General features: G+C 68.3%; 20 protein-coding genes. 9 read left to right on the forward strand and 11 right to left on the reverse strand.

The genetic code is table 11. From position 1 onward, the window contains the following. Positions 1-276: 276 nt before the first annotated feature. Both ACZ6DT_RS11390 and ACZ6DT_RS11395 read right to left on the reverse strand, forming a co-directional pair. Positions 277-756: a carboxymuconolactone decarboxylase family protein gene (locus ACZ6DT_RS11390; RefSeq protein WP_465592228.1), complete on the reverse strand. Its 480-nt coding sequence runs from the start codon at positions 754-756 to the stop codon at positions 277-279. Then, on the reverse strand, positions 753-1,832 hold the full coding sequence (locus ACZ6DT_RS11395) for an NAD(P)H-dependent amine dehydrogenase family protein (protein WP_465592231.1): 1,080 nt from the start codon (positions 1,830-1,832) through the stop codon (positions 753-755). The genes ACZ6DT_RS11390 and ACZ6DT_RS11395 overlap by 4 nt, the downstream gene beginning before the upstream one ends. Positions 1,833-2,212: 380 nt before the next feature. Between ACZ6DT_RS11395 and ACZ6DT_RS11400 the strand changes: the two genes are divergently transcribed. Beyond that, positions 2,213-3,358, forward strand: a complete 1,146-nt coding sequence (locus ACZ6DT_RS11400; protein WP_465592234.1) for a Cmx/CmrA family chloramphenicol efflux MFS transporter — start codon at positions 2,213-2,215, stop codon at positions 3,356-3,358. Here the strand turns inward: ACZ6DT_RS11400 and ACZ6DT_RS11405 are convergent. Continuing rightward, positions 3,291-3,926, reverse strand: coding sequence for a GNAT family N-acetyltransferase (locus tag ACZ6DT_RS11405; RefSeq protein ID WP_465592237.1), 636 nt, complete (start codon positions 3,924-3,926; stop codon positions 3,291-3,293). The two genes, ACZ6DT_RS11400 and ACZ6DT_RS11405, sit on opposite strands and share 68 nt — an antisense overlap. Positions 3,927-3,978: 52 nt before the next feature. On the opposite strand from ACZ6DT_RS11405, the gene ACZ6DT_RS11410 reads away from it, so the two are divergent. After that, complete coding sequence (locus ACZ6DT_RS11410) at positions 3,979-4,575, forward strand: formylglycine-generating enzyme family protein (protein WP_465592240.1); 597 nt, start codon at positions 3,979-3,981, stop codon at positions 4,573-4,575. An 81-nt stretch (positions 4,576-4,656) separates the two neighbouring features. Further along, complete coding sequence (locus tag ACZ6DT_RS11415) at positions 4,657-4,920, forward strand: amphi-Trp domain-containing protein (RefSeq protein WP_465592243.1); 264 nt, start codon at positions 4,657-4,659, stop codon at positions 4,918-4,920. A 170-nt stretch (positions 4,921-5,090) separates the two neighbouring features. Here ACZ6DT_RS11415 and ACZ6DT_RS11420 read toward each other — a convergent pair whose 3' ends face one another. Beyond that, the gene (locus ACZ6DT_RS11420; RefSeq protein WP_465592246.1) at positions 5,091-5,948 is read right to left on the reverse strand and encodes a fructosamine kinase family protein; all 858 of its coding nucleotides are present in this window, start codon (positions 5,946-5,948) and stop codon (positions 5,091-5,093) included. 9 nt (positions 5,949-5,957) lie between these two features. Further along, positions 5,958-6,794, reverse strand: a complete 837-nt coding sequence (locus ACZ6DT_RS11425) for a helix-turn-helix domain-containing protein (RefSeq protein WP_465592249.1) — start codon at positions 6,792-6,794, stop codon at positions 5,958-5,960. 58 nt (positions 6,795-6,852) lie between these two features. Here ACZ6DT_RS11425 and ACZ6DT_RS11430 point away from each other — a divergent pair, with 58 nt between their 5' ends. Then, a complete protein-coding gene (locus tag ACZ6DT_RS11430) occupies positions 6,853-7,716 on the forward strand; it encodes an alpha/beta fold hydrolase (protein ID WP_465592252.1) in 864 nt (287 codons plus the stop codon). Here ACZ6DT_RS11430 and ACZ6DT_RS11435 read toward each other — a convergent pair. Then, a complete protein-coding gene (locus tag ACZ6DT_RS11435; RefSeq protein ID WP_465592255.1) occupies positions 7,713-8,090 on the reverse strand; it encodes a hypothetical protein in 378 nt (125 codons plus the stop codon). The genes ACZ6DT_RS11430 and ACZ6DT_RS11435 overlap by 4 nt on opposite strands. A 160-nt stretch (positions 8,091-8,250) precedes the next feature. Between ACZ6DT_RS11435 and ACZ6DT_RS11440 the strand changes: the two genes are divergently transcribed. Beyond that, positions 8,251-9,006, forward strand: coding sequence for a thioesterase II family protein (locus ACZ6DT_RS11440; protein WP_465592258.1), 756 nt, complete (start codon positions 8,251-8,253; stop codon positions 9,004-9,006). Positions 9,007-9,023: 17 nt separating this feature from the next. Further along, a complete protein-coding gene (locus ACZ6DT_RS11445; protein WP_465592261.1) occupies positions 9,024-9,374 on the forward strand; it encodes a hypothetical protein in 351 nt (116 codons plus the stop codon). A 51-nt stretch (positions 9,375-9,425) separates the two neighbouring features. Here ACZ6DT_RS11445 and ACZ6DT_RS11450 read toward each other — a convergent pair whose 3' ends face one another. Then, complete coding sequence (locus tag ACZ6DT_RS11450) at positions 9,426-9,875, reverse strand: histone-like nucleoid-structuring protein Lsr2 (protein ID WP_465592264.1); 450 nt, start codon at positions 9,873-9,875, stop codon at positions 9,426-9,428. A gap of 263 nt (positions 9,876-10,138) precedes the next feature. After that, complete coding sequence (locus tag ACZ6DT_RS11455; protein WP_465592267.1) at positions 10,139-10,396, reverse strand: hypothetical protein; 258 nt, start codon at positions 10,394-10,396, stop codon at positions 10,139-10,141. Here ACZ6DT_RS11455 and ACZ6DT_RS11460 point away from each other — a divergent pair. Further along, positions 10,386-10,529 (forward strand): hypothetical protein, encoded by a 144-nt coding sequence (locus tag ACZ6DT_RS11460; protein ID WP_465592270.1) that lies wholly within the window; start codon positions 10,386-10,388, stop codon positions 10,527-10,529. The two genes, ACZ6DT_RS11455 and ACZ6DT_RS11460, sit on opposite strands and share 11 nt — an antisense overlap. Before the next feature lie 20 nt (positions 10,530-10,549). After that, complete coding sequence (locus tag ACZ6DT_RS11465) at positions 10,550-11,338, forward strand: nuclease-related domain-containing protein (protein WP_465592273.1); 789 nt, start codon at positions 10,550-10,552, stop codon at positions 11,336-11,338. Positions 11,339-11,555: 217 nt separating this feature from the next. Here the strand turns inward: ACZ6DT_RS11465 and ACZ6DT_RS11470 are convergent, their stop codons facing one another. Continuing rightward, positions 11,556-12,881: a hypothetical protein gene (locus ACZ6DT_RS11470; protein WP_465592276.1), complete on the reverse strand. Its 1,326-nt coding sequence runs from the start codon at positions 12,879-12,881 to the stop codon at positions 11,556-11,558. An 861-nt stretch (positions 12,882-13,742) separates the two neighbouring features. Beyond that, positions 13,743-14,912, reverse strand: coding sequence for a xylose isomerase (gene xylA / locus ACZ6DT_RS11475; protein WP_465592279.1), 1,170 nt, complete (start codon positions 14,910-14,912; stop codon positions 13,743-13,745). A 95-nt stretch (positions 14,913-15,007) separates the two neighbouring features. On the opposite strand from xylA, the gene ACZ6DT_RS11480 reads away from it, so the two are divergent. Next, on the forward strand, positions 15,008-16,183 hold the full coding sequence (locus tag ACZ6DT_RS11480) for an ROK family transcriptional regulator (RefSeq protein ID WP_465592282.1): 1,176 nt from the start codon (positions 15,008-15,010) through the stop codon (positions 16,181-16,183). On the opposite strand, the gene ACZ6DT_RS11485 is transcribed toward ACZ6DT_RS11480, so the two are convergent. Then, positions 16,140-16,601: a hypothetical protein gene (locus tag ACZ6DT_RS11485; RefSeq protein ID WP_465592285.1), complete on the reverse strand. Its 462-nt coding sequence runs from the start codon at positions 16,599-16,601 to the stop codon at positions 16,140-16,142. The two genes, ACZ6DT_RS11480 and ACZ6DT_RS11485, sit on opposite strands and share 44 nt — an antisense overlap. Positions 16,602-16,675: the final 74 nt, after the last annotated feature.

Consider the following 16,675-nt stretch of genomic DNA (forward strand, 5'->3'; position numbering starts at 1 on the left):
CTGCCGGTCGTGAGTGCCGATTCGGATCGTCAGGGCCGACCGTTCTAGGTACCTATGGCGAGCGATTCGGGATCGCTGGTCCGTGAAGGACTCCTTACCTACCCTGAGAGTAGCCAAGGGGCCCTTCACGCACGCCGGACTGTGGAACGCCACTTGAGCCTCAGCGACAGCGCGCGAAGGCCCCCTTCCCCAGTACATGAAGGCCCCCTTCCTTGCGCCTAGGTACAGGAAGGGGGCCTTCATGTACTTCACAACCCGGCTACAATCACTCACGACCTAGAACTTCGGCAGAACGCAAACGGTGTCGATTCCCAAAACGTGATTCAGCCGTCCGAAAGCGAGCCAGGAGCCGATGCTCATGCTCAGTTCCACGATTTCCTTCTGGCTGTAGTGCTCGGACATCCGTTTCCAGAATTCGTCATCGATGCCGTGGTGGTCGAGCACGTAACGTTCGGCGTACTCGGCGGCCAGCCTGGTCCGCTCGTCGAACGCGTCGGTGGTGCGCCATTCGGTCACGGCATCGGCGAACTCCTCCTCGACCTTCACCCCGTCTCGTTCGGTCCGCCAGTCAAGGCAGAAGACGCAGCCGTTGATCTGCGCGATCCGCAGCCGGGCCGCCTCGAACTCCCGGAGCCCCAGCGTGGTGTGCGAGTAGACCGCCAAGGAGAGATTCGAGGCCGCGACACCGATACCGGGCACCATCTCGCCCCACACGTAGCCGATCGGGTCCTTGCCCTCGGGAATGTCGATGATCATCGCGCGCTCCTTCCGAGCTTGCCGGTGGCCGGTCGCAGGGGGACGTCCAAGGCGTCGTAGAGGCCCGGCTTGGCGTCCACGAGCCAGTCGATGGCGCCGACGAGCCTGCCGACCGCGGTCGCGTTGCCGCCGGCGGACCGGTTCTCGCCCTCGTCAGTGGCCTCGACGGAGACTTCGATCCTGGGGCGTCCTTCGATGATCACCCGGTGTGCCCCGTCGCCGCTGGGCGGCATCGGCCAGTCCGGCGCGCACGACGCGTGGACGCGGGTGACGTGCTCGATGACGATCCGGGGTTCGCCGTCCACGATGCCCTGTACCTCGAATCGGACCGCGCCCTGCGTACCCGCTTCGAACTCACCCATCGCCCGCGTGGTCACGGTTTCCTCGAGCGGACGGCGATCGAGCGTCTCGCGGATCTCGTCCAGGCCGACCCCGAGGCCGCGGGCGATCAGGCGCACCTGCCCGCCCCACACCATCGTGGGAACCGAAGGGGCCAGCATCGGCGGCTGATAGTCCATCGGCTGCCCCATGCCGACCAGATAGCGGACGGAATCCGGCTGGTCGTAGGTGGAGTAGTCGAAGATCTCCTGGCAGCGGACCACGTCCACGGTGGTGCCGAGACCGCTGATCAGCAACGGCAGGATGTCGTTGCCCCACCCCGGATCCACGCCGGAGACGAACAGCGAACCACCGCCTTCCACGATCGCCGCGAGGATCGGCTCCCGCAGTTCCTCCGGCGCGTTGCGCTGGTCGTACAGCGCGTAGAGCGCGGGAGTCACCACCACCGCTCCCGCCCGGATCGCGCGGACGATGTCGGCCAGCGCTTCAGCGGGCCGGATGTCGCCGGACGCCGCGTACACCACCGCGCGCGGACCGGCCGCCAGAACCGCTTCGACGTCATCGGTCGCCGCCACACCCCATTCGCCGTCGACTCCCGCGAGCGCGGCCGCGTCGCGACCGACCTTCGCGGGATCGTGCACGAGCACACCGGTGAGTTCCAGCGCCGGATGCGCGTCGACGGCCCGGAGGGAGGCGCGACCGATGTTGCCTGTACCCCAGACAACTGTGGGAATCATGAAGTCGAGGTTAACCGAATCCAAGTGCGCTTCCCAGTACCGAAACAATCACGAAACCGCAGGTCAGAACGCATTACTCGGATCCATTCGAGTGGGCAACGAAAGCGTTCCGGTACGCGGAACGCGCCCCGTTTCTCCGGTGACCGGCAAACCGGGTTGAGGTCCGCCGACGGCCGTGTGTAATGTGCGCTCTCGTGACGAGCCCCGAGTCGGACAGAACCCCGCCGCCGGTCATCCGGCGGCGAGTCGTCGTGTCCGGCCGTTAAGCGTCGGCCTTCTCGCTTTCCGGTGACCGGAGCGCTGTTCCGTGCGTCCGGCCGGGTGTACTCCTGTCCGGCGCACGGCCTCCTCCTGCTCACTTTTCTCTCGGGAGTCGTCCGTTGCCCCTGTTCGTCTATGTCCTCGGCCTTGCCGTCTTCGCGCAAGGCACCTCCGAATTCATGGCTTCCGGTCTCGTGCCGGGAATCGCCGGTGAACTGTCCGTTCCGGTGGGCGCGGCCGCCGCGCTGACGGCGGCCTACGCGATCGGAATGATCATCGGCGCCCCTGCCATGGCCGTGCTCAGCGCGCGCTGGCCTCGCCGCCGGGCCTTGGCCGGGTTTCTGACCGCCTTCGTCGTGGTGCACGTCATCGGTGCCGTGACGACGAGTTTCCCGCTGCTGTTCGGCACCCGGGTCGTCGCGGCGGTCGTCAACGCCGGCTTCCTCGCCGTGGCCATGCCTGTCGCGATCGCTTTGGCGCCGAAGGGAAAGCAGGCGCGGGCGACCGCGGTCCTGTTGGCGGGAATCACGCTGTCGTGTGTCGCCGGTGTACCCGCCGGAGCCGTACTGGGTGATCTCGCGGGCTGGCGTTCCGCGTTCTGGGCGGTCGCCGCGTTGTGCCTCCCCGCGCTGGTGCTGGTGTTCCGTGCCGCACCCACCGACGCGGCAGTCCCTCATGAAGTCTCGATCAAACATGAAGCACGTGAGTTGGAGACACCTCAGGTGCGGCAAGCGATGCTCCTTGCCGCCCTGGTCAACGGTGCGACCTTCGCGACGTTCGCGTTTCTCGCCGTCATCGCGACGGATGTCGCCCACCTTCCGGACGGGGCGGTTTCCGGGCTGTTGGCGGCCTTCGGCGTCGGCGCGTTCCTCGGCGTCACGGTGGCGGGCCGGACGGGCGACGGTGAACTCCGGCGCGGCCTGGTACTCGCGTTGTGCGTCCTGCCGGTGGGCTGGGCGGCGCTGGCGGTGACCGGCGCGCAGCCCGTCGCCCTGTTCGTCGTGACGACCGTCCAAGGTGGACTGTCGTTCGGTTGCGGTTCCGCGCTTGTGGCGCGAGTGATGCATGTGGCTCCCGGAGCTCCGACGCTCGGAGGTTCGTTCGCGACGGTCGCGCTCAACGCCGGAGCGTTCCTGGGGCCGGTACTCGCCGGTTTCGTCACGGAGTCGACCGGGGACTATCGGCACGCCATCTGGATCAGCGCCGCGATCGCCCTTGTTCCTCTTCCGCTCGTCCTGCGGAGGAAGGTGCTGATTCGCTCCTGAGCCGAGCGTGCAGGTGGACGTCGTGCCACCCGTCCGCGTGCAGCATCGAAGAACGCAAGGTGCCTTCGAGGCGGTATCCGGCCTTGTCCGCGACATGGCAAGAGGCGGCGTTCGCGGTGGAATGCAGGAGGAACAACCGGTGCAGCCGGACGGTTTCGAACGCCCACCGCGTCAACGCCGCCACCGCGTCGCCCGCGATCCCCGCGCCGCGGGCGGCAGGGAGAACCCAGTAGGACAACTGTGCGGAAGCCTCGAAAAGCGACAGGGTGCGAAGGCCGACCTGCCCGACCGGCCGGTCTTCGCGCGCGTCGACCACCGCCCAGCTCGCGTCCGTCTCGTCCGTCCAGCGCTGTTCCCAGCCCGCGATCCACTCGCGGGCTTCGTCCGCTCCGTCGATACGGCGGACGTGCCAGTGCTGGATGGCGGGACAGGCGAAGGCGGCTTCGACCTCCTCCGTGTCATCAACGCACCAAGGTCGCAGCACCAGCCTGTCGTCGACGACCAGGCACGGCTGCCGCATCGACCGGAACGTACCGGCGGGCAGGGCGGACTTGATGAGCAGAGGCACGCGCCCATCATGGCGTACCGGCGGCCCGGGCCTGGGTAACATCGGCCGGACCATGGAGATGATCACCGTACCGGCGGGCGAGGTCACGCTTTCGGACCGGCGCACGCAGCGGAGCTGGGCTGTCGATGTCGTGCCCTTCCTGCTCGCTCCGGTTCCGGTCACCCGCGAGCCCGGCAGGCTCCCCCTCGTCGACGTCTCGTGGGCGGACGCCCTCCGGTTCTGCAACGCCCTGTCCGAACGCGAAGGCCTGACCCCCGCCTACCAGCTGGATTCGTCGACCTGGGACCGGTCCGCGAACGGCTACCGCCTGCCCACCGAAGCGGAATGGGAACACGCCTGCCGCGCCGGCACGACCGGCCCTCGCTACGGACCGCTCGACGAGATCGCCTGGTACCGCGAGAACTCGGCGGAGTCCGTGCATGAAGTCGGCGGGAAGGTGCCCAACGCGTGGGGTCTGCACGACATGCTGGGCAACGTCTGGGAATGGTGCTGGGACGTGTACGACGCCGAGGTGTACGGCGAGTACCGGGTCCTGCGGGGCGGCGGCTGGTTCGACGAGCACTGGAGCTGCCGGGCTTCGGTGCGGCGTCGTAGTCACCCGACCTTCCGAGTAGACGACGTCGGCTTTCGCGTCGCCCGGTCACTGTGACCCCGCCGACCGGACGTGATGATCACACGATTGAATGACGCCACGGACACCCGGCCAGGGTGTCGGACCCTGGAGGAAACCGTGACCGGAAACGCTCCCCGAGACGTCGAACGCGTCTACTCCACCTCCGACGTCGTCGCGAAACTGCGCCGCCTCGCCGACGCTCTCGAGTCCGAGACCTCGTTCCGCATCCAGATCGCCGGGGAACGGTTCCGCGTCCCCGCCCGCGCGCAGTTCTCGATCGAGCACGAGCGCGGTGACGGCGAGGAAGAGGTCGAGTTCCAGCTCAAGTGGAAGATCGAAGAAACCGACTCCGACGACGACCCCGAAGGCGCCGTCGTCTGATCTTCTGTCCACAAAAGGACTTGGGTGGGCCCGTATTCCGTTCGCGGGCCCACCCGCCTCGTCACTACGGTTCCTCCGTGACCAAACGCTACGACCGGCGCGTCTTCATCCTCACGTACCTCCGCGGCTCAGGGTGCCCCGAAAGTGGCTTTCGGGGCGCCCTGCCGTCCCTACCGGCCGACAGCCCTCGCGGCCGCGACCGCCTGCCCGGCGTATGACCGTCCGAAAAGGACTGTGTGGACGAGAAGCGGGAACAGTTGGTGCGCGGCGATCCGGTCGGTCCAGCCGTCCGCGAGCGGGGCGACTTCCTGGTAGGCGGCCAGCACCCGGTCGAGCAGCGGGCAGCCGAACAACTGCAGCATGGCCAGATCGGTCTCGCGATGACCGCCGTGCGCGGCCGGGTCGATGAGCGAGGCCTCGACCGCGCCCCACAGCACGTTGCCGTTCCACAAGTCGCCGTGGAGGCGAGCCGGAGGTTCGGCCGGACCGGCGAACTCGGGGAGCCGCGCGCAGGCCCGCTCGATGACAGCGATTTCGTCAGCGTCCAAAATGCCCTCTTCGACCGCACGGCGGACATAGGGCAGGACCCGGTGCTCCGCGTACCACCGCGGCCAGTCCTCCCCCGGCGTGTTCACCATGGGAGCCAAGCCGATCCACGCGTCGACAGGTCCGTCCGGCGGCGCGGCGCCGAACGCGGGCGCTCCGGCCGCGTGCAGCGCCGCGAGTCCCCTCCCCAGCCGCTCCGCAGCGTGATGTGTCGGCCGTCCACCGCCGACCAGTTCCGTGACCAGCCATTCGTCGTCGTGACCGCGGATCTCGGGCACCCGCACGGCGCCGGGCACACCCAGCCATCGCAACCCCGCCGCCTCCGCGGACGTCGCGTTCCGGGCGTGACCCCGTTTGACCACCACCGTGTCGCCGCTGTCCAGCACCAATTCGGTCACTCCGCTGGAGAGACTCCTCTGCTCGACAACGGCTCGTCCGGTGGTCCTCGTGGCAGCCTCGGCAGGCGTCGAAACCAGGGTCATGCCCGCAACCTACCTCCGTCGATCGATCCGTCGCGCGGCCGGAACGAACAGCGCCGGTTTCCCGGCCTCCGTCGGGCTGCATCCGGTCAACGCCCGGAACTCACGGACGAGATGCGCCTGGTCGCTGTAGCCGCCCGAATACGCCACCTCCGCCCACGAAAGGGATGACGCCCGGTTCACCAGCGCCAGCACGCGATTGAGCCGGGTGATCCGTCCGACCGTGCGGGGATTCAGTCCGATCTGTTCACGGAATCGAGCGTTGAGGTGCTGCCTGCTCCAGCCGATCTCGTCGGCGAGGGCGTCGACGCGGACCGGCCCGGCGGACAGGCGGTCCCACGCGTACCGGACGGGTGCCGCCAGTCCTGGACCGTGGGCGAGCCTCACCGCCAGGTACTCGTCCAGCAGCCGGAATCGCTCCTGCCAGTCGGCGGCCTCGGCCAGCCGTTCGGTCAACGGCCCGGTGGGCAGCAGGTCGGACGCCGCTATCGCCGTGTTCGTCAGCTCCCGCAACGGGATTCCGAACAACGCGTACGAGCCGAGCGGGGTCAGGGTGACGACGATCCCGCGCGAAGCGCCGGCCTGCTCGAGGCGCAGGGGCCGGTCCCGCAACCCCAGCACGGGCGAATCCGGGATCTCCGGACCACGGTCCGGAGCTTCGAAGTCGATCGTCCACGTGAGCACGGACAGCGGGGTGACCTGCCAGGAGTTCGCGCCGGCGCCGGGAAGGTCGTGCGCGACGTAGCTCGACACGTGGGCGGCGAGGCCGGGATGCGGCCACCGGAGAATCCGCTCGCCGGGCGCGCGGAAGAGGTCCTGCCGCGGCATCACGAGACCCCATCCGCCCATGCCGCCAGCTTACTTTCGTTCAAGACCGGGAACGCCGCTGCGCCCTAACGTCCGGAGCATGACGAAAATCGGGGGTTTCAGAAATCCAGCGGCCGAGAGTCGTTATTTCGCCGCCTACGACCGCGCCATGGCCGAGTGCCCGGAGCCGGGCCATATCTTCGACGTCGAGACGAGGCATGGCAGCACGCGGGTCTACCGCTACGGCGGTGACGGCCCGCCGATCGCCCTCCTGCCGGGCCTGATGGCTACTTCCGCCTGTTACGCGGCACTGCTCCCCGCTTTGGCGGACCGGCACGCGGTCCACGCGATCGACACTCTCGGCGAGGCCGGCAGAAGCGTGCAAAGGTTGCCGTTCGCGGATATCCGTGACCGCGCGAGCGCTCTCGACGACGTTTTCGAGAGCTTGGAGTTGTCCTCCGTGCATCTCGTGGGCGGTTCGACCGGCGGCTGGCACGCGGTCAATCAGGCGATCCACGCGCCCGGCAGGCTGGCGTCCATCGGATTACTGGACGCGACGACCGTTTCGGCACCGTTCGCCCGGAAAGTGATCCGCTACAGCTTGCCGGCGGCGTTACTCGACAACGACCGCCTGTGGCGACGTTTCGTGACTTGGTCGGCCGGACAGGACATCCTCGACCAGCCCGCCGCCCAATTGGTACTGGCTGGAATCCGCTGCTACCGCGCGCGGGTGCCGCTCCAAGTCCTCCCCGGCGAGGAGGCGCTGAGGTCCATCGAAGTTCCCACGCTCGCCCTGTTCGGCGGCCGCAGCGTCGTACACGATCCGGCCGCGGCCGCCGCGAAACTCGAAAGTCTGCTCCCCCATGCCGACGTCGAAATCCTGCCGGAAGCCGGTCACTACCTCTACCTCCGCTCGGAAGACCGCGAGCTGATCATCGAACGTCTCTTCGAGTGGGCAGGTTAAGCGGCCCACGAGCCGGAGTGGCGGCGGGCGGCGGCCAGGCTGGCCCGGCACGCGACGATGAGCCTGGCCGAGGCGGCGCTCTCGCCGTGGCCGCAGTGAGGACAGGTCATCGTGACGTCGCCGGACAGTTCGTCGACGGAAACGGTCAACGCGGTCGCGCACGAACGACACCAGCGGTGCCGGGTGATGGGGTTGACGTGCAGCGGCGAAGCGACGCACTGGTGGATCCAGCGGCCGTGCACATGGCAGGTCAGGCGGTCGTCCGGGGTCAGGCGGCCGACGTCCTCCGCGTCGTCCTCCATCGCCAGCAGAACCGGCAGGGTGCGGCCCACGGGGTTCAGCCGTGTGGTCGAGGCCAGTGTCGTGGTGTTCATCGCTTTCTCCTTCCGGCTCTTAACAAGACGTCGAACGGGGACCGCCAGATACGACACAGCCGGGCAGCTTTTCCGGGAAGCTCCCCCTGGCGGGTGAATTGATCTTGGTCGACTCCAAACCGTCACTCCATTCGGGTTGACGGCGCGTATCTTCCGGATCATGAAGGCCGCACTCATTCCGCTGTCCACATCAGACAGTCGCGGCCCTGGCCACCTGCTGTTTCCGCCCGCCGGCGGCACGCTCCAGACCTTCGGTCCGCTCGCCGGGACGGCAGGCGCGGACGTCTGGGGCGTCGAATATCCCGGACACGGTGATCGGCTCGCGGAGACGCCTGCGTCCTCCGTCGAAGAACTCGCCACCCGCGTGGCCGACGCGACGCCGAAGGCCTGGTTTTCCCGCTCCGTGACCATCGGTTTCGGGATGGGCGCCTTCGTCGCCTTGGAAACGGCACAACGGCTGGGCGTCGCCCCGGGCGCACTGATCGTCGTGGACGCGTGTGCCCCGCAGCGGCGCTCGCCGGAAAAGACCGCGAAGGCGGGCGCGTCCGCCATCGGGCGGGTGTTCGGCCGCACCGGGCTCACGCCTGTCGCAGGCTATCGCGATTCGCCCGAAAGCTGGGAGTACGCCCTGGATCTGCTCCTCGGCGATCTCCAGTTGCTGACCGCCTACCGCGGGCCGGCCACGACACGGCTCTCGTGCCCGATCGCGGCGATACGAGGAACCGACGATCCCGCGTCCGCCTCGGGTGACGACGCGACGGGCGGCTGGCGGATCTGGACGTCCGGTCCGTTCGTCGGACGCGTCGTCCCAGGCGGGTACCTCGGCGTCCTCGAGTCCGGCCGGGAGGCCGAGTTCTGGGCCCGGATCCGCAGACTGCGAGCGGCCTTCCTCGGCGACGAACCCGAAGTCGCTTAGCCGGGTGACGTGCACCGGTGACGTCGCCCGACGGTCGCCACGCCCGGCTCCACACCGCTGGTTTCGGGCTGTACCAGGCGCCGGCCAGGGCCTTCTTCGGGATGACTCACGTCATGCCACTCGATCCGAATATCCACCTCATGCACGACATCCTGCGCGAGTTCCTCCATCACGAGCGTTCGGTGGGACGAGCATCGGCGGCGAACTGGCCCGGGCCAGTGGGGAAGTTCCTTCTTGGCCGGGCCAACCACGTGTTCGCGGAAATGACGATTCTGCCATGTAGCACAGTCAGGATCGTCGATGAAGCAGGGCACGTGCTCAGCCACAGTCACGTAGCGATGACCACGTTCCTCAACGGCCGTGAATAAGCGTGTGACCGGTGGCCCATCTATCTGACATCGCTCGAGCGCTGGTCCACCTCAGCTGTCCGCTTTCTGCTTCCGCGGCCCCCGCTTGCGCGCCGGTTTCGCCGCAGCATCCTGGACCGGTTCCGACTCGAGGGGTTGAGAATTGGCTGACTCGGCGTTGTCGAACCCCTCATAGATCCCGTTCGGGATACGTCCACGTTCGGCGATCGCGTAGCCGTTCTCCGACGCCCAAGCGCGCACCTGTTGGTTGCGCTCACGATCCGTCGCGGTACGGCTGCTGCTGCTTCCGGTCGTCGACTGACCGGCCGCGACCCGCGGCTTGCGTCCGCCGGTGCGTATACCCGCTGCGACGTAGCGTTCAAGCACCTCGCGGAGTGCCTCGGCGTTCTTGGTGGACAAGTCGATCTCGTACTGCACACCGTCGATCGCGAAAGGCACCGTTTGCGTCGCTTCGCCGCCGTCGAGATCGTCGATAAGCTCGACACTGACCTTCTGAGCCATCCGCACAGCCTTTCACCAAATCGAGCGGCGCCCATACACGCGCCAACGAACTCTCTGAAGCCTAGCCGCCGTTCATTAGCTTGGCGGTATGACCCAACGAGGTGACGGACCGCACTGCTAGCGAACGTGTGCTGAGCAGAGTCACACCTGCGAGTATCGAACCTTCTTGGTTTCAGCAGGTTATGAAGCGGTCCGACAAAACCGGTGAGAAGGGAGCATATATGGAACAGACGCACGTTCAGGATAACTTCGGCACAGTTCCATCAGGTCGCAGGTCCTGTGGCGAACGCGGCGAGTTGAGCAACCGTGCCAGCGAAGATATTCCTGATCACCTCGAAATGTGACCCGATGGCCCACTCGTAGCAGCCACGGGTCGGGTAGATCACCGGCCGGCGACCGATACGTTCGTGCACCGTGGCGACGAAATCCGTTAGCCAAGCCGCGATCTGTACCGAAAACCGGTGGTAACACCAACCTGTCCAGTCCGCGGTCGAATAGGCGGTGTACTCGATGTCCAGCACCGGCGGCAACGTCTACTCGAACGCCGGGACCAACGGCTCCGCCACCGCCCACAGCTCATCCGGAACCAGCCGCGACGACAACCGATCAATCACGGTCGAGCGCATCGCTCAAAAGCGGCTGATCACCACTTAAGACACGCTAGGATCGATCGGGTGCGCGTGGAGGAGCTGTCGAATCATCCGTTGGTCCAGGTGCGTGCGCTGGAAGCCGAGATCGTCGAGCAGCAGCGCCGTCGAGCTGATTTCCTCGAGTCGCTTGCGGTCTTGCGAAGGCAGAACGCCGCGTCACGGCGATGGTGGCAGTGGGGCCGCTGGTGGCGCCACCGCCAGCAGGAACAGGCGATGCGGATGGCCACCCCGGGAATCGATCCGGGCACGCAGTCCGATCTGGCGCGGCAGCGGGCCGGGGTGACGGCCGAGAGCCGGGCCGCCGGGGAGCTGATCGACCGCTTCGATGACGATTGGATGCTCTTTCACGGTTACGCCAATCGCCGGGGCGAGGTCGATCTGGTTCTGGTCGGGCCCGGCGGGGTGTGGGCGATCGAGGTCAAGGGCCGTGGGGTGCGGGTGCACGTGACCGGTGACGCGTGGAGCTTCGAGAAGTTCGACCGCTACGGCAACCTGGTCGACCACGGCGCCCTGCATGACCGCAGTGGCCGCAGCTGGGGCAGGCAGGTCAGCGAGGTGGCGAGCGATTTAGAGAAGTTCCTGGCCCGCCGGCAGATCGCAGTGCCGGTAGCGACGGCGGTGGTGGTGATGCACGACCGCGCCGACCTGGGCACCTGCCAGAACATGGGCGTCAACGCCCTCAGCATCGGCACCCAGTACCTCATCGAGCAGGTACTCCGCACACCCGCCGACCTTTCGGCCGACCAGCAGATGCGGGTCGAGAGCCTGATCCGACAGGACCACGCCTTCCATGCCCGGCGTCGCCGCCATTGACGGGTGTCCGCCACGAGACGAGCGACCAAGCGTCAGAGACGACGCGGCACCTCGGCGTGGCCTCCTAAGCTGCCGGTGAGGCTCGGCGTGTTCGCCGGGTGAGGCCAGAGCGGATAGTCGTGTGGTGAGGCCCGACCTGACCGGTATCGACGAGCGGTAACGGGATCACTGGTGACACCAGTGATCCCGCCGCCATTCGTTACCGCTGGTCTACCGGTCAGCAGGTGCAGACGCCGCCGTTGTTGACACCGGCGATGCCGTTGCCGCCGGCGAGGCCGCTGGCGCCGGACGGGGTGGCGATGGTGTCCGCGCCGTCGTTGATGGTTCCGGAGTTCCCGAGGCCACCCGCGCCCGCGGCGCCGCCGATGCCGCCAGGACCACCGGGGCCACTGCAGCCGGTGCCGCCGTTACCGCCACCGGCACCGTTACCGCCCTTGCCGCCCGCCGCGGTGATGTTGTCGATACCGGTTCCGCCGGTGAGCGTGCCGGAGTTCCCGATCCCGCCTGCTCCACCGGCACCGCCGACACCACCGGCACCGCCGGGCTGGACGGCGGCGGAGCCGTTGCCGCCTTTGCCACCTGCGCCACCGTTACCGCCGAGCCCGCCGTTGGCCCTGAGCATGTCGGCACCGGCACCACCGCTGATGGTCCCGGCGTTCCCGACGCCACCGGCTCCCCCCGCGCCACCGACACCGCCGGCTCCGCCGCCGTGACCGCACCCGCCGACGCCACCGGCCGCGCCGGTACCACCGGCACCACCGTTGGCGGTGACGTTGTCGAGACCGGGATCGGCGAGATTGCCGGTGAAGGTCCCGGAGTTCCCGACCCCGCCGGCCGCACCCGCGCCACCGATACCCCCGGCGCCCGCGCCACCGGCCACGAGGCCGCTGTTACCGCCGCGACCACCGAGACCGCCGTTGCCGCCCCTGCCCGCGGTGAAGATGACGGTGTCACTGCCGACGCCACCGGTGACGTTCCCGGCGTTACCGGCACCACCGATCCCGCCGACGCCACCGTTACCACCGGCGCCACCGGCGCCACTGGCGAATCCGGCACCGCCCTGGCCACCGTTCCCGCCGTTACCTCCAGCACCACCGAGGACGGTGATGCTGTCCGTGCCGGCACCGCCGTCGATGACCCCGGTGCTCCCCACGCCGGCGCCACCGACGCTTCCGGCTCCACCGTTGCCGCCGGCGTTGCCCGCGGGAGTGCCCGCGTTACCGTCGGCCCCCGGAGGACCGTTGGTGCCCGCGGTACCGGCGACGCCGGTGACCCTGATCGTGTCATTGCCGGCTAGCCCGTTCACCGTGCCGTTCACGGCGCCGCCGGTGATGGTGATGATGTTGTTCCCCGTGGTGCCATCCAGCACCTGACCGGCGGGAATCCCGGCGGTACAGGTGAAATTGGCGCCGCTCTGGGTACATCCCGGCGGAAGCGCCCACGCCTGCGCGGGAACCAGCAGGGCGAATCCCGCCCCGGTGCCCAAACCGATCAGAGCCCGGCCGACCCGGCCCGCCGTGCTGATCCGTGCTGTGGATCTCATGATCAACCTTCCACCTGTAACGGGGGTCCGGGACTGATGCCACGGACCTGCGAGGTGGTGTGATGACCGAGGGTCTGGGGCCACTGCCCGATGCCGAATACCTAAGGGCACCGGATCCACCAACACCCTCGACCCGGCCAACCCTTCGCCCTCTCACCGGGGGCTGGCAAGAGCAACCGTCGCCGGTCACCCGCATGCGACCAATCCCCACCGATGCCAGCGCAGGCGCGACCTGGCGCTACCCCCAGCCATGGCCACTGCGGCACGACCACCCACATGCCGCCTCTCACCTTTCCTTGCCGCTACGAGAGAACTGGCGACACCGGTGGTCACTGGACGGAATCAGGTGACCGGGACTGTTCCGAGATCGATGTTCCGGCCCGACACGCCGTGACCTTGTGAGTCCACCTAAGAGTGGGTCCAGGCCCGCGCGGGAGCTGTCCGCCGAAGCAGACTGCCGCGACGGCGATGCGACCGAGGCTAAGGAACACGGATCAGCGTTGACCGGCCGTGGTTCGCGTGGTGGGGCCGAGCGGCGCAGGACCCGGTCCGAGCGCATCCGGACCAGCACTGACACGGGCAGGTCGGCCGGTTGAAAAGCCGGCCCGGGCCCGTCGTAGCCGGCGCGTCGGCCACGAGCAGGGTGTCGGGGTCATCAGCCCGCCGGCGACCCGGCGGAGTTTGCTCGGCGGTGACCGTGGCGGCGTCCACCCGGTGCGAGGCGTTCGATCAGGCGCAGGACCGAGTCATTGATCCGAGTGGCGGTCGCCTTGATGGCCGATCCCCAAAGGCAAGCACTGGGGCTACAAACCTCACGAAGCAGTCAGGCGTCCGCTCCGGCGTGATCTATCCGGTCCTACGCTAGCGCGCCCCGGTGAGGTGTTCGAGGGCCAGCTGGGACAGGCGGATGAAGCCGTAGCCGCGTTCCGCCGCCTTGTCCGGGTCGAAATCCTCGAACGCCGATCGGTCCGCCAGCAGATCCGCCGCCATCTCGCCCTCGTTGAGGGTCGGCGTCGCCAGCTCCGGGACGAGCGCGGCGTCGAGCGCGGCCCGCACCTCGGGGTCGGCACGGAATGCCCGGGCACGTTCGGCGAACAACAGGTAACTGGCCATATTGGCCTCGGCGCTGGCCCAGACGCCGTCCATGTTCTCCGTGCGCAGCGGCTTGTAGTCGAAGTGTCGCGGTCCGTCGTAGCCGCCGTGCTCCAGCAGGTCGACCAGGAAGAACGACGACAACACGTCACCGTGGCCGAACACGAGGTCCTGGTCGAACCGCGGGCCGCGCTGGCCGTTGAGGTCGATGTGGAACAGTTTGCCCTGCCACAGGGCCTGCCCGATGCCGTGGACGATATTGAGCCCGGCCATCTGCTCGTGCCCGACCTCGGGGTTCACACCGACGATCTCGTGATGGTCCAGCGTGGAGATGAACGCGAGCGCGTGCCCGATGGTCGGCAGCAGGATGTCGCCGCGAGGTTCGTTCGGCTTGGGCTCGAGTGCGAGTCGGAGGCCGTAACCCTGGTCGATGACGTACTGGGCGAGGAAGTCGATGCCCTCGCGGTAGCGGTCCATCGCCGCGCGCACGTCCTTCGACGCATCGGTCTCGCTGCCTTCGCGGCCGCCCCAGAGCACGAACGTCGACGCACCCAGTTCGGCGGCGAGGTCGAGGTTCCGTAGCACCTTGCGCAGGGCGTAGCGGCGGACGTCGCGGTCGTTGCTGGTCAGGCCGCCGTCCTTGAAGACCGGGTGGCTGAACAGGTTCGTGGTCACCATCGGGACGACGAGACCGGTCTCGTCGAGCGCGCCTTGGAAGCGCTTCAGCCGCCGCGCGCGATCCGCGTCGGCCGAGCCGAACGGGACGAGGTCGTCGTCGTGGAAGGTGATTCCCCATGCGCCGAGGTCCGAGAGACGATGCACGGCTTCGACCGGGTCGAGCGGGGCCCGGCTCGCCGGGCCGAACATGTCGTTCGCCTGCCAGCCCACGGTCCACAACCCGAAGCTGAACTTGTCCTCACGCGTCGGTGCCTGAACCATTTCGCCTCCACCGATTAGTTTGATGCCTGAACTTATCGACGGTGATCCGGCGGGTCAAGGATTTCGTTCAGGCATCGAACGAATACAATCGCGCGATGATCGGCACGCGTCCGGCGGGACAGCACACCGTGCGGCAGCACAACGCCGCCCTCGTCCTCGGCGCGATCGCGGACGGCCCCGGCACCTCACGGGCGGGCCTCGCCACCGCCACCGGACTCACGAAGGCCACCGTGTCGATCGTGGTCGACCGCTTGATCGCGGCGGACCTCGTGGCCGAAGGCGAGCCGGAACGCCGGGCAGGCCCCGGTCGGCGCGGGGCCGTCGTGTCGCTCTCCCCCACCGGCCCGCACGGACTCGGTATCGAGATCGGCGTCGACTACCTGGCCTCCTGCCTCGTCGATTTGAACGGCACCGTCCGGGCGGAGGAAATCCGGTACGCGGACAACCGGACCCCCCGCGTTTTCCAGCGCGTGTCGGCGTTCCTGCGCAAGGCGCGAAAGCAGGCGGACGCGCTGGGCGTCCCCGTCGGCGGCGTCGGTATCGCGGTTCCGGGCCTGGTCGAATCCGGCCTCGTGCGACTGGCACCCAATCTGGGCTGGCGCGACGTCGACCTCGCGGACCGGCTCGGGGAGACGTTCACCGTCGCCAACGAAGCCAACTTCGCGGCGCTCGCCGAACTGTGGCACGGCTCGGCGTTGCCCGATTTCGTGCACGTGTCCGGCGAGATCGGGATCGGTGCGGGAATCGTGCTGGACCGTGCCCTGTTCGAAGGCGTCCGCGGCGCGGGTGGCGAGATCGGTCATCTGCCCGTGGCGCCCGACGGTCCGCTGTGTTCCTGCGGCGCGAACGGCTGCCTGGAACGGATGGCAGGCCAGGAGGAGATCCTGCGGCTCGCGGGCGCGGAAACGATCGACGATCTGGTCTCCGCGCTGGAGTCCGGCGACAAGGCCGCTCTTTCCGCGGTCACCACCGCCGCCGGCCATCTCGGCGTCGGACTGTCCACTGTGGTCAATCTGATGGACGTCCCGGCGGTGGTGCTAGGCGGAACCTACGCGCGGCTCGAGCCGTGGCTTCGTGAGCCACTCCTCGCCGAACTGGAACGCCGCGTGCCCAGCACGGCCTGGTCGCCGGTGCGGGTCATCCGGTCGCCGCTCGGCACGGGAGCCGCCGTACGCGGCGCCGCCGGCTCGGTGATCCGAGGCGTTCTCGCGGATCCGGAGCACTATCTCACGACTCACTGGCCATCCGATCAGGACGCTCGGGGCCGCTGACCCCGGGCAGCAACGGCTCGATCGCCTGCGCCCGCCGCTCGATGTCGGGCCGCTGGGCGCGCCGTGCGTAGTCGATGAGCGCTTCGCGGTCGTCCCGCGGAAGCCAACCCTGCTCGCTCCCGGTCTCCAGCCTCACGAGGTACCGCACCAGCTCCACCGACTCGGCACCGAAGTCCCGCATGCGGCGCGTCAGCAGTTCCGCCGCGCCGAGGTAACCGTTGTTCCAAGCGTGGACCGCCAGCAACTGCGCCGTCGCCGCGAGGATGTCGCCGAGGTGAAACCCGCCCTCCGCGGCGAGATGCCCGGCGAGCCGGAAACTGCGCCTGCCCTCGCCGACCGGCCCCTCCTCGCGAATCGCCTCGAGCAGAGCCCCGATCTGCCGCGTCAGGTAATCCTGACCCGTGTAGTCCACCGTCACCGCATTCCTCCACTCGGTCGCCGCGATCGCACGAAAGTGTCAATGAGGTGCACGCCAGATACGTCGAATGCCGA

Source organism: Amycolatopsis sp. NPDC041971, from assembly GCF_055588925.1.